We start from the raw sequence: 13205 nt of genomic DNA on the forward strand, positions 1-13205 counted from the left end.
ACGAATCATGCTGCCCCTAGAAGCGGTAGTCGGCTGAGAACTGTAAATGACGCTCAACAGAACGGATTTGGTTTTCCTGTGCGAGCCACCCGAACTGCGGCGACATACTGAGATCGGGATTGCCGAAGCTGACGATGTTGAACGCGTTGAAGGCATCGACGCGGAAGCCGAGAAACTGTTCGCGAACTATACGGAAGTCCTTGAATCCGGACAGGTCCACATCGCGGAAGCCGGGGCCGCGCACTACGCCATTGACCGAGTTGCCGAAGGTATTTTGTGCAGGGACACCGAAGGCGCAAACGCCGTTGTCGACCCCTGCCGTGGTGCAGGGCTGAGCCGAGGGATCGGTACCGAACCAGGCGTTGCGGGAACGGTTGACTATGTGCAGAGGACGGTACTGTTCAGCCCGGGTCTGCCCGTAGCTGTTCACGTTGCTGTTACCGGCACCAATTGTTTGCGGGAAACCGCTGTAGAACATAAATCCTGCGCTAGCCTTCCAGCCGCCAAGCACCTCGTCGACGATCCGGTTCGCATTGTTCATGTACTTGCGTCCGTGACCCAGAGGAAGAGCATAGGTCGCCGTTCCGTTGAGGTTGTGCTTGACGTCAGATCCGGCTACGCCATAATCCGCATGGCTGTTGTAGTAGTTCTGGAACCCCGGATCTGCATTGAAACCGCCGGTATTCAGCCCGTAATTGCCCACGGCATTCGTCATCGACTTCGAATAGGTATAGTTCACCGTGTACTCAAGGCCAGTGTCTGACAAGCGCTGCCGCAGCACAGTCTGAAGACCGTTGTAATTCATCATCGCGCGGGATTCAGTGATGAGCAGGCCATTCGAACAGACCTGCGTGGCCTGCGGTGAATTGCAGCCGATGTACGGACTGTTGTAGAAGGGCGCCGAGGTAGGATCACCCGGGATCTTCCACTGGTTTACATTGCCGTAGTCTTCAATGTGCTGCCCAGTCTCGCCTACATATCCGACCTGCAGGCTCATCAGATGGGTTAACGCATATTCGAGCGTGAAGTTGTAATTCTGCACGTACGCGGGCTGCATGTTCTGGGGATAGGTGTTGTAGGTTCCGCCGGGCTGCGCTGAGACATCGAACGCACTCTGCGTGGTGTAGGGCGTAGGAACATTGCCGGCAGCTACCGACAGGCTTGGCGTTTGAATCGCCTGGATAAACGGCGTGATCGATGTCAGCCGCTGATTGCTGGAGTTGCCTTCAAAGAAGCTGGAACCGCTGTAGCCGCCGCGGACGACGAAACGCGGATCGACCTGCCATGCAAAGCCAACGCGCGGCATGAACTGGTGGAAACTCCAGTCATAACAGCCGCGGTTCGAGCACAGTCCCGAATTCGGCGGCGCACCAGCGGGGATGCGGCTGGCATAGATGATCTGCCCAGTGGTGAGATTCACGTTGCCGGTCTTGTTGTTTTCCTCGATCCAAGGCTCATCAAGTTCGTACCGGAAGCCATAGTGGACGGTCAGGCTTGGGGTGACTTTAAAGTCGTCGGTTGCATAGAAGCCCGTGCGCCACTGCCGTTGCCCGACGTTTACGCTTGCCAGGGTAGCCGCTGCCGAGGTGATACGGCCAAGCAGAAAGTCTGCCCCTCCGTACCCGCCGCTGCCGATCGCCGCGTCGCTCGTATATTGACCGTTGTAGTTCAGATTGCCAAGATAACCGTTGTTGTTGGCCGTCGGATAGTTGTTCTGATAGCGAAGCGCCGAGATGCCGAAGCTGAAGTAGTGGCGGCCGTGCTGCCAGCTAGCCGAATCCATGTACTGGTAGGTGTTGTCGATCAACCCGCCGCCATACACCGGGTTGCCACCCGCGAAGATGCCTCCGCCTATGCTTTGGTAGGTGTAACCCGGGACGCTCTGGTTAGGGAAGCTGATGCCGACCTTTGCATCGCCGCCCAGGCCGAACTGCCCGGTCGAATCTACGGAGAAGTTTTGCGCCCACACCACACGTGTGAAGCCGACTCGCAGCGAGTTCACAAACGCAGGCGAGAAGGTATGCACCCAGGTCAGGCCGCCCAGTTTCGTGGGATAGAGGTTCGGCCCGGAAAAGCTGATGGCCAGAAGAGGGCTGGTCCCGTCATAGGCCGTGGACATGGAATAGAAACCGGTCAGCTTGTCCTTATCGCTCTTGTCGTATTCGAGCTTGATGTCGCCCTGGTTGTTGGCTTTGTAGCTACGCTGGCTTCCCTGGTAGTTGTCGTTCACAATGCCATCCGTCGGCGTCGCGTTTGGCAGCGGATACAAGGAGGAATTGGCGAAGAGGAACTTCGCCACGGGGTTGGTGATCGGAATACCGACGTTGCCAACAAACGGCTTGTTGTTGTTCAGGGTGTCGTACAGCTGATAGCTGTCGGGCGAGCCGGTCGAGTTGCAGGTAGCCACGCCGGAGATCACCGTATATCCGGCGCTGTCACAACCCTGGGGAAGCAACGCAGAGAAATCGCCGTTTCTCATCGCTGCTGTAAGCACGCTCTCGTAGCCGATACCGCCGACGTGATACCGCGAGCCCAGGTAGTCGACGAAGAAAAAGAGCTTGTTCCGCACAATCGGACCGCCAAGAGTGGCGCCGAACTGATCCTGCGAAAACGGGTTCTTCGGGACCACAGGTGATTGGTTCTTGTTCTGCCAGGAATTCGCATTCAGACGATAATCCTGCAGGTAACCATAAAGGGATCCATGGAGGTGATTGGTGCCACTCCGGAGCACGCTCACCACTCCCGCGCCGTTCACATTGCCCAGGTCGGCCGGTGAGTTCGCTGTAACGACCTGAATTTCATCGAGTGCAGCCGGCGCCGGGCTGTAGGCGATCTCGTTGTTGAAGGTCTCGTTCATGTCGATGCCTTCGAGCGTGTAGTTATTCGCCTGTGCGCGGTTGCCGTTCACGTTTACCGAGTCGCTGTAATAGGTGTCGCGCTCGATGACGTTCGTGGCAGTGTTGCCATAGGTGCTGACCGCACCCGGCGTATAGAGTGTGAGCGCGCTGAAGTCCAAACCATTCAGCGGGAAGTTCGCGATGGTGTTCGCTGTAAACGTGCTGCTGATGGTGTAATCCTGCGTGTCCAAAATCGGTGCGGCGGAGGAGACCTCAACGGAAGTGGTCGATCCTTCAACCGCTAGCTTCGCGTTGAAAGTCACCGTTTGCAGGGCTTCAAGGCTGAACGATGGCAGCGTCTCCCTACTGAACCCGTTCGCATTCACAATGACTTCGTACCTGCCGATCGGCAGATGCTCAATGTGAAAAACACCGTCGGCGTTCGTGGTCGTCGGCGTGGACACGTTAGTGTCCAGATCGTGGGCAGTGACGCCCGCGCCTCGAACAGCTGCGCCGCTCGGATCGGTGACGGTTCCAGTGACGCCGCCGGTCACGGTTTGCGCGTTTGCGCGGAGTGCGCAGAACGTGCAAGCGATAAGCCCAACGAACATTTGCATGCGAAGTCTTTTGATCACCGGATTCTCTCCAAAAAGCGCAACATCAGCCCCATGCACCGATCGGCCGGATGCAGCCCTGTGGCGTGGAAGGGCGTTGCCGCGTGTACATCGCCGCCGGGGCAGCCATGGCCGATTGAGACGAAGCCTATGTTTCGTTGTGAGCAGATGTCAAGGCAAAATGAACAAAAAGAGCATATTTGTGTCGTTCTCAGCCTATATTTTGAGCGAAGCAGCCATTTTTGGCCCGACTCCCGATTTGGCGTTGAGAATGGCGATGGCTGGGCGGCTAAGCTCATTGCGGAGCTCGCGGGGTGGGCTTGGCGGGCGTTGCGCCGCAAAAACGACGGCCAGTTCAACAGCCAGATCCAACAGCTGAGGAGATTTGAGAGTGAGTTTGTTTCTCGCAATCGATGCCGGAGGCACAAAGGCGGATTACATGCTCGCCGACGAGACGCGTGTGCTGGCGACAGTGCGAAGCGGAAGCATCAAGCGAATGCGTGTGTCTGCCGAGGTCGCTAATGAAAACCTGATGAGGGCTCTCGCGGAGCTCGAATCACAGTCGGGCCGATCGCTTTCAGATGTCGAGGTCACATGCATCGGAACCGCGGGGGAGACCGTGCCCCTGGTCACGGATTGGCTGAGGCAGGAGCTGGGGGCTAGTGTTGGCGGCCGGCTGTTGCTTCTCGGCGACGTGGAGATTGCGCTGGATGCAGCCTTTCCAGATTCGTACGGCGTCCTGATTCTTGCGGGGACCGGATCGAACGTGAGAGGCCGTGCACCGAACGGATCCATGACAGGTGCTGGAGGCCACGGGCCGATGCTGGCCGACCAGGGTTCGGGCCATCGCATCGGGCAACGGGCGCTGCGTGAGATCTTTCGCGCGATAGACGAAGAACGCGATACCTCGCTGCTGCCGGGAGTGCTCGCGCACTGGGGGTTGAAGGATGTTGACGATCTGGTAGCTTATGCGAACACTTGCGACCTCACGGAGTTCGCGGCTTTGACGCCGCTCGTTCAGGACAGCGCGCAGGCAGGCGATGCCGTTGCGACCGATTTGCTTGTGCAGGAAGGACAAGAGCTGGCAGACCTGGCGCTGCTCGCCCATCGCAAGCTGGAGCGGATCGAGGGCGAATCGATTCCGCCACGGTTTGCGTTTGCAGGCAGCGTACTTTTGCACGTGACCGTACTTCGCGATGTAGTGATCGCTTCGTTGAGAACGCAGTTTCCTACTGCTGAAATTCAGACGACACCGTCTGCACCGATTGAAGGAGCCTTGTTCCGAGCGCGGCACGCCGGCGGGAGGACTCGCGGTGAATAATTTCTTGAACTCGCGAGCCATACAGTTTGCACTCAACAAACCTCTCCAAATGCTTGACCGCACATTTTGAGCAAAATGGTCACAATTTGTCGCAATCCATCAAATTCGGCTATTCGTTGGGTTTTTTTGATTACTTGAATCAGTTTTCTGGACAAATCGACCATTCCATGGGTATCTTGACCGTCGTCGCCTTAGGAGGTTCTCCATGAATGTTTCCCCCGCCGCTTTGCGCGTTTCGCGCCGGTTGAGTGCAGCCCTGGGAGTCGGGCTGCTCGGCTTCATGATGGTTCCAAACACTCAGGGTCAGGTCGTCATCGTTCCGGCCACTCCCGTAGTCGGCTCTTCGAATCCTGCAACGGCGGAGCCGCCCGTCTCGCGGCCGTCGACACAGCCCTGCGTCGTGACGCTGTTCAGCAATGAGGAGTTCGGCGATTACAGCGCGCACGCGATGAGCTATGCTCCGCCGGCATCGTGCCCGGGCCCGTGGGCGAAGGTCGTCCTCACAATGGACTTCACGGTGACCGCCGGCCGGCAGTACGACCGCACAGCGGCCCTGTACCTGGGCAACGCGAATATCTACTACGGCACCACGGCAGAGCCCCGAGCCACGCTAAGCCCGTCATGGCATATCGAGCGCGACGTAACTGACCTCACGCCGGTTTTCAAGAGCCCAGAGAGCGGCCAGGCCGTTATCTACAACATCGTGAACTCGACGTACACGGGAATCATCTACGCGACGGCGAAGCTGTACTTCTATCCCGCGAACTTCCTCAATCCGCCGGCAGTTGTTCCGCAGGTTGTGGTGCCGGTGAGCGGAGCGAACAATGCCGTTGCGCTGAATACGGCAACCGACAAGGTGACTGCGACGTTCACCGCGCCCCGCAATACGATCAAGGCGTACCTGGACGTCATCTCGCAGAGCCAGGGCGGCGACGAGTTCTGGTATCAGTGCGTGCCGAACAATGTGGCTGGGCCGCTCGAAAGCTGCGGCAACACGGCGTTTCGCGAAACCGAGATAACAATCGACGGCAAGGCGGCAGGTGTCGCGCCAGTCTACCCGTGGATCTTCACCGGCGGCATCGACCCGTACCTGTGGGAACCGATTACCGGGGTGCAGACGCTGAACTTCAAGCCGTATCGGGTGGACCTGACGCCGTTCGCCGGCGTGTTGAGCGATGGAAACCCGCATACGATCGCGATCAGCGTGTACAACGACAACAACTACTTCTGGGAGACCTCCAATCTGCTGCTTTACACGGATCCGTTCCGGGCAGAGACGAGTGGCGCGCTCCTGGAGAACACCTTGAGCCCGGCGCCCACGCCGGTGATCTCGGAGAACCTTTCGACGAATGGATCCGGCGATACCGTCGGCACTGTTGCGGTGGACTCCGTCCGCAACTTCACGCTGCGCGGCTACGTGAACACCTCGCTCGGTCGCGTTGAAACCACCGTCAACGAGAACGTTCACTTCAACAGCACACAGACGTTCGATGTTGCGGCCGCCGGCATCCCGGAATTGCAGGATGGTGTGCAGACCAGCACGGTCAGCCAGAAGACGACGGAGCAGGACGGCATTCTTCGCAAAGAGACAGACCTGAACGTCTCCTTCCCGCTCACGGTCAACTACGATTTGTTCGCCAACTCCGATGGAACTTACTCGCAGGTCGTGAGCGTCGATCAAGCCTACAAGGTGCAGGATCAAACATCGTTGAACGGCTTCCCGACCGGCTCCAGCAGCACCCAGGAGGAGGTGAAGTCTAGCGACACGTCCTTCATCAACTCCAGCTTCACGGCAATCACCGGCCACACCGGAGCGCAGAGTTCGGCGAGCTACATCTTCACCGACTCCAGGGGCGACTGCTACAGCCGGCAGCTCACCTCAGCCAATAACGTGCTGACCAGCGTTACCGACGGAAAGGGCTGTCCGGCAAACATCTGGTAACACCGCAGTGCGTTGATCAGAGTGGCAGGCGTGCTTCGTGCGCCTGCCGTTTTTTTGCGATGCATCGCCGCAGTCGGCCCGATGACAAATGTCACGCCATTTCGCTGACGCGACTCACTTCTATCTTCATCTTCGCGGACGCACACTGCTTCTACAGACAGGAGGCAGACATGATTCCCATGCTTTCGCCAGCAGCATCCCAGACGAGCAATCTCGTAGCTTCGCTCGATGCCGTAACCAAGCGATACCACAACGGTGTGCTCGCACTCGATAACCTGTCGCTCTCATTGCGCGCCGGAGAAATCCTCGCTCTCCTCGGGCCCAATGGAGCCGGCAAATCGACGGCCGTTCGTTTGCTGATGGGTCTGAGTGCGCCGACCAGCGGTCAAGTGACTATTTTCGGCCGTGACCCTCGCCTTGCTGCGAATCGCCTTCGCACCGGGGTCATGTTGCAGGTCGGCCGAGCCCCTGAAAACCTGAAGGTGCGCGAGCACATCGAGATCTTCCGCGGGTACTATTCGCAGCCCATGTCGCGCACCGACCTCATCCGCGCCGCCGGCCTGGAGGGCATTGAGAATCGTCTCTTCGGCCAACTCTCTGGTGGCCAGAAGCAGCGTGTGCTGTTTGCCCTCGCGCTAGCCGGCGACCCAGACCTCATCTTCCTCGACGAGCCCACCGTTGGTCTCGACATTGAAGCGCGTCGATTGATGTGGGCGCAGATTCGTGAACTCGCCCAGCGCGGCAAGACCATCCTGCTCACAACCCACTACCTCGAAGAGGCCGACGCACTTTCAAACCGAATTGCCGTCATCGCCAGGGGTCGGCTCGTCTGCGAAGGCACACCCGCTGAAGTCAAAGCCATGGGCGCGTCCAGGGTGCTCGCCTCCGAACCCGAAACCACCGGCGCTGTGCAGAGGCCCACGCCGGCAGCCACTGTCCGCATCATTCGCTGTGTCACAACGCTCACGCCTGAAAATCTGCTTCGCATCCCCGGCGTCTCGCACGTCGAGACCATTGCAGAAAGCACTGTCATCACCAGTTCGGTGCCTGAAGCCACGCTGCGCGAGATGCTCGCGCTGGACGCACAGCTGCATTCGCTCGATGTGCAGAGTCCCGCACTCGAAGACGCATTCCTGGCGCTCACATCACTGAACTGACGCAAGCACTTCGCTTCTTTACGGATCCAAGGAGACTGCCATGCTCACCGCCTCACTCGCCATTTCGTCTGCCGATGCGACATCAACAAACGGCGTTGGCCGCACTTCGCGCATACTGCTTACTGAAATCCGCTACGAGCTTGTTCGCGCGCTTCGCACTCGCGCGTTCTCTCTTTCGGCGATAGGCTTCCCGCTCATGTTCTATTGCCTCTTCGGGATTCTGCTGAATCGCGGTCAGAGTCTCGATGGGGTTATCGTCGCGAAATACATGCTCGGCGGCTATGCAGTGTTCGGGTCATTGGGCGCGGCGATCTTCGGCGTCGGAGTTGGCGTAGCGCTAGACATCCATGCAGGATGGCTGGAACTCAAGCGGGCCAGCCCCATGCCTCCGCTCGCCTACGTTGTCTCGAAATGCGCAATGGCCACCGTGTTCAGCATCATCATTGTCTGCCTGCTCAGCGCTCTCGGCATTGCCTTCGGGCACGTCCATCTCTCCGCTGCGGAGTTTGCTCGCATGCTCGCGCTCGCAGCCTTTGGGGCTGTGCCCTTCTGCGCGATCGGCCTCGCGATGGCTTTTCTTGTTCCGCCCAACGCCGCGGGCGGCATCGCCAACCTCATCTATCTGCCGATGAGCTTTTTCGGCGGCCTCTGGATTCCGATCAGCACGCTTCCCCATGTTGTTCAACGCGTCGCTCCGTCGCTGCCCACCTTCCACCTCGCGCAACTGATGTATGCCTGCTTCGGCGCCACGCCGGAGGGTTCCATTATGGGCCACGTCTTCAGCCTGGTCGGCTTTACGCTGCTTATGCTTGGAATCGCCTGGATCGCGTTCAGTCGGCAGGAACAAAATTCATGACACTGCGGGCTTCGTCAGATTGTTCCTGGGAATAAACTCAGACTCGAGGTAGGGCGATGCATGCAGTCGGCAGCAAGACGGTTCGCGGTTCAGCTCTTGTCTGGATCGCCTACGTCGGTTTTCTGTTTATTGATCCCATCTTCGACCCTCGCCCGCATCTTTGGCTCGAAACGCTGGCAGTCCTTGCGGTCTTCCTCCCTCTTTATCTCTGGTACTTTGCCAGTTGCGATAAGGGATACCAACTATGGCTGATCATCGCCATCACCGCACTCGGGGCGATCACTATTCCGTGGAACAGCGGTGGCACCACATTCTTCATCTATGCGGCGGCATTTCTTCCCTTCGCACTTTTTTCCGTTCGCCGGGTGCTGATCGGGTTTGCGGTCGAGATTCTGGTCCTGTGCGCCGAGGCACAATGGTTGCACACACCCGGGCTGCATGTTTCATGGATCACCGTCGCGTTCTGCAGCTTTCTTCTGCTGATCATCGGAGGCGGCAACATCTTCTTCGCGCAGCGCCGGCAATCCGACGCCAAACTCCGACTGGCCCACGAGGAGATCGAAGCACTCGCGACGGTCGCTGAACGTGAACGCATCGCACGCGATCTGCATGACGTTCTCGGGCACACCCTCTCGGTCATCGTTCTCAAATCCGAGCTGGCCCGCCGTTTGCTCGAGCAGAACACCGCCGACGCCGCTCTTCGTGCCCGCAACGAGATGGCAGAGGTAGAAAGCACAGCCCGCATCGCACTTGCTGAAGTCCGTGAGGCCATCGGAGGTTACCGTTCGCGAGGTCTCGTCGCCGAGATCGAGTCCGCGCGCCGCACCCTTGCGGCCGCCGGCGTCATGCTTCACGCTGACGGCGGCGAGATCCGCTCCATTCGCCTCAGCGCCCCAGAAGAGACCGTGCTCGCTCTCGCGCTCCGCGAAGCCGTCACGAACATCGTCCGCCACGCTCACGCACGCACCTGCCATCTGCGTTTTGCAACGCACGACGGCGTTCGCCGGCTCATCATCGAAGATGATGGCGAGGCTGCCGCGATCCGCGAAGGCAACGGTCTCCGCGGCATGCGCGAGCGCATCGAAGCCCTCGGCGGCCACTTCGCGTTACAACACGATCGGGGCACGCGCCTCGAACTCCACCTGCCGGCAAAGTCCAGCCCCGCCAACGCATGAATGCGCAGAAGTCTTCACCGGTCGCCAAGTCCATCCGGGTTCTTCTCGCGGAAGATCAGACCATGCTTCGCGGAGCCCTGGCAGCACTGCTTGAGCTCGAAGCCGGGATCACGGTAGTTGCTCAGGCAACAAACGGCCGCGAAGCCCTGCGCCTTACACGGGAGCACTCTCCGGACATTGTCGTGACCGACATAGAAATGCCTGAAATGACTGGCCTCGAGTTTGCAACGGCGCTTCGCGATTCCGATTCCAAAGCCCGGGTCATCATTCTCACGACATTCGCCCGCTCCGGATATCTGCGCCGCGCGCTCGAAGCCGGCGTGCGGGGCTACCTGCTCAAAGATCGCCCCGCCTCTGAGCTCGCTGAAGCAATTCGTCGCGTTCACTCCGGCCTGCAATCCATCGATCCTTCGCTCGCCGCCGAAGCATGGAACGCAGATCCGGACCCACTCTCTGAACGCGAGCGCCAGATTCTGAAGCTTGTAAACACCGGGCACTCGTCCACTGAAATCGCGCACGAACTGCACCTCAGCGAAGGAACCTTGCGAAACTACCTCTCCGAAATTATCTCCAAACTCGGAGCGACAAACCGAACAGACGCCGCCCGCATCGCTCACTCGCGAGGCTGGCTCTAGATCCAGCCCAGGCACTCCTCGACAGTTCCCACGCGTCAACTCCACGATGGCGCATTGCGTGAAAATTCACTTGCGCCGTATCCCGACTCAAACTACGTTGGCATCTGTGAAAAGTGCGTCGGTTATGAAGTGGGTTCTGCGCGCGTCGCTTTGTTTTGCGGCCTGTGCTGCAGTGGGATGCGGCGGCTCGAGCACGCCGGGGTCGACCGGCGGCGGCGGTGGAGGTTCGCTCGCCGTCCCGACGATCACCGTCACGCCGGCGGCAGCGAGTATAACCACCGCGCAGACCTTGACTGTAAATGTGAGCGTTGCCGGAAACATGGGCTCGACTCCCTCTGGAACCGTAGTCGTGTCAAGCGGAAGTTATGCGTCGGCCTCCGCAACGCTCACCGGCGGAAGCGCGTCGACCACGATTCTTGCAGGTTTGCTCGTGACAGGAAACGACACCCTCACCGCCGGTTATACACCCGGCTCACTCAGTGACGGGACCTATACCAGCGCAACAGGAACCGCCAGTGTGTCCGTCTCCGCCGGGACACCACCTTCGCAACCAACCATCGGGTCTTCGCTCGTGCTGCCCACGGCAAGAGTGCCGTTCCAGGCATTGCCGACAAAGAATGGAACGGTATTTGTCGGCGAGGCAAATGGGCTTGAGGTCTTCACTGCCGTCGCAGGCGTCCTCACGTCGCAATGCGTGATGCCTCTCACCTCCACGCTCGAATCTCAAGGCGGGGAGTGGGCCGAATTGGAGCTTCTGCCCAACGGCGTGGACCTCGCCGGCGGCATCGAAACGCCCGGGGCCGTGTTCTACAACGTCACTGCAGCCGCCACCTGTTCGGCCACGCCATTTGTTGTCAGCCAAGGCTCCGTCTCAGCCGACGAGGGATCGCAGGCGGTGGCAGTTACGCCGGATGGAAAGTTCGCATTTGTCTCCAACGAATATGGCGTCGCCTCAGGAGCGACCACGGAAGGTAATGTCGGCGTCGTTTCGCTGACCTATGACGCAAGCGGAAACGTGAACGGCGGCACGCTGCTTGGCCAGATCACAACCGGCGGCAATGCGATCGCAGGAATGCTGCTGAGCCCGGATGGCACGCGCCTCTACGTCACGAGCGAGGTCTCGAAGAACAGCTCGGCGGTCGGGGGCTCAAACTCCGTGCTCGCCCGCACCGGCTGTCTGCAGGGCGTCGGAAGTTTTCCCCAGGTGAACGGACTCCTGACTGTGATCGATGTCTCCAAGGCGGAGAGCTCAACCACGACAGCCGCGATCATCACCACTGTAGACGCCGGATGCAGCCCCGTAAGGATGGCGGAGACATCGGACAATTCGACCCTGTGGGTTGCCGCGCGGGGAGACAACCGCGTCCTGGCATTCAGCACCGGAATGCTGGAGATCAATGCCGCGAATGCGCTGCTCGGATACGCCGACACGCAGGGTGCGGCGCCCGTCGGCGTCACTCTGTTCCATCACGGTCAGTTTCTTGCTGTGGCAAACTCGGATAGGTTCGGAACGGGGGCCGATGCGAATCTCGCGATTCTTTCCGTCGCTTATCCCGCAGGTGCAGCCGTAGTGACAACCGTGCCTGCAGGGCTGTTTCCGCGCGAGGTTAACGTGGGATCGGATGATGCGACGCTGTATCTGACTAACTATTCGTCCCACTCACTGCAGTTGGTGCCAACCCAGTAGTCGCTATGCGGAAAGTGCGCATCGAAAGCCAATGTTCGACGTAGAACTGTCCGGTGTGTTGGAGCTTCGCGCCGCTACCCGGTATCGATTGCAGTAGGACTTGTGACACAGGAAGGAACCGCCCTTCATAACGCGGGCGACGCCAGCGGGCGGCCCTTGCGGATTACTGCGTGGACCTGTGCGATGAAACGTTGGGTCGAACCAGTCCGCACACCACTCCCACGTGTTGCCGGTAACGGAGTACAGGCCGAAGCCGTTGGGTGGAAACGCTTCCACCGGACACGTGCCCTTGTAACCATCGTCGCCGGTGTCGAGCTTTGGAAACTCTCCCTGCCAGATGTTGCAGCGATGCTCGCCGCCAGGGCGCAGCTTGTCTCCCCACGGATAGAGCTTCTGCTCCAAACCTCCGCGCGCTGCGTACTCCCACTCAGCCTCCGTCGGCAGCCGTTGGCCGTACCATCTGCAAAACGCCTGTGCATCATTCCATGAGACATGCACGACTGGATGATCGCCCCGTGTCTTGACGTTCGATTGCGGACCCTCAGGAGATTTCCAACTTGCGCCTCGAACCTTGCACCACCACGGAGCCGCAGCCACCGTGTCCTCCACCAGTTCAGCGAACCTCTTCTTTGGCAGATGCGCCCAGAACACGAATGACCAGCCGAAGCGCTCCGCTTCCGTCTTGTAATCTGTGGCGCGGACGAATTCCTCAAAGAGAGCGTTCGTCACGGGATGGCGGTCAACCAGGAACGCATCGACGAATACCTCCCGGATTGGCCCTTCGCCGTCCTCCGGAAATCCCTCTTCGGTATCCGTGCCCATCAAGAACGAGGCGGCCGGCAGCGAGATCATCCGTGCCAACGCAGTTTCGCTGCACTTGCTCCTCAATGAAGCGATTTGCTGAGTGCTTTCACTTCCGATCTGCGTGCCATGTGATCCGAAAGGCGCGCAACACGCAGGCTTGATGTTCGGGTTAGATCC

Annotated in this window: 9 protein-coding genes; 7 read left to right on the forward strand and 2 right to left on the reverse strand. The window is 59.5% G+C overall.

Annotated elements, in window-relative coordinates; all coding sequences use genetic code 11:
- Positions 1 to 16 precede the first annotated feature (16 nt).
- Positions 17 to 3472 (reverse strand): carboxypeptidase-like regulatory domain-containing protein, encoded by a 3456-nt coding sequence (locus VGU25_10535; GenBank protein HEV2577636.1) that lies wholly within the window; start codon positions 3470 to 3472, stop codon positions 17 to 19.
- Between the two features lie 370 nt (positions 3473 to 3842).
- Here VGU25_10535 and VGU25_10540 point away from each other — a divergent pair, with 370 nt between their 5' ends.
- From VGU25_10540 to VGU25_10570, 7 genes are all read left to right on the forward strand, one after another.
- Positions 3843 to 4772 carry a BadF/BadG/BcrA/BcrD ATPase family protein gene (locus VGU25_10540; protein HEV2577637.1) on the forward strand — a complete coding sequence of 310 codons (930 nt, stop codon included), beginning with the start codon at positions 3843 to 3845 and terminating at the stop codon, positions 4770 to 4772.
- Between the two features lie 205 nt (positions 4773 to 4977).
- A complete protein-coding gene (locus VGU25_10545) occupies positions 4978 to 6714 on the forward strand; it encodes a peptide-N4-asparagine amidase (protein HEV2577638.1) in 1737 nt (578 codons plus the stop codon).
- 170 nt (positions 6715 to 6884) lie between these two features.
- A complete protein-coding gene (locus tag VGU25_10550; GenBank protein ID HEV2577639.1) occupies positions 6885 to 7871 on the forward strand; it encodes an ABC transporter ATP-binding protein in 987 nt (328 codons plus the stop codon).
- Between the two features lie 40 nt (positions 7872 to 7911).
- Positions 7912 to 8727 (forward strand): ABC transporter permease, encoded by an 816-nt coding sequence (locus VGU25_10555; GenBank protein ID HEV2577640.1) that lies wholly within the window; start codon positions 7912 to 7914, stop codon positions 8725 to 8727.
- A 56-nt stretch (positions 8728 to 8783) separates the two neighbouring features.
- Positions 8784 to 9902, forward strand: coding sequence for a sensor histidine kinase (locus tag VGU25_10560; protein ID HEV2577641.1), 1119 nt, complete (start codon positions 8784 to 8786; stop codon positions 9900 to 9902).
- The gene (locus VGU25_10565; protein ID HEV2577642.1) at positions 9899 to 10537 is read left to right on the forward strand and encodes a response regulator transcription factor; all 639 of its coding nucleotides are present in this window, start codon (positions 9899 to 9901) and stop codon (positions 10535 to 10537) included. Before VGU25_10560 ends, VGU25_10565 begins: the two co-directional genes overlap by 4 nt.
- Before the next feature lie 124 nt (positions 10538 to 10661).
- Positions 10662 to 12224, forward strand: coding sequence for a hypothetical protein (locus tag VGU25_10570; protein ID HEV2577643.1), 1563 nt, complete (start codon positions 10662 to 10664; stop codon positions 12222 to 12224).
- A gap of 3 nt (positions 12225 to 12227) precedes the next feature.
- On the opposite strand, the gene VGU25_10575 is transcribed toward VGU25_10570, so the two are convergent.
- A complete protein-coding gene (locus VGU25_10575; protein HEV2577644.1) occupies positions 12228 to 13076 on the reverse strand; it encodes a formylglycine-generating enzyme family protein in 849 nt (282 codons plus the stop codon).
- Positions 13077 to 13205 lie beyond the last annotated feature (129 nt).

It is taken from the genome of Acidobacteriaceae bacterium, assembly GCA_035944135.1.
In the GTDB taxonomy this organism is placed as follows: domain Bacteria; phylum Acidobacteriota; class Terriglobia; order Terriglobales; family Acidobacteriaceae; genus Granulicella.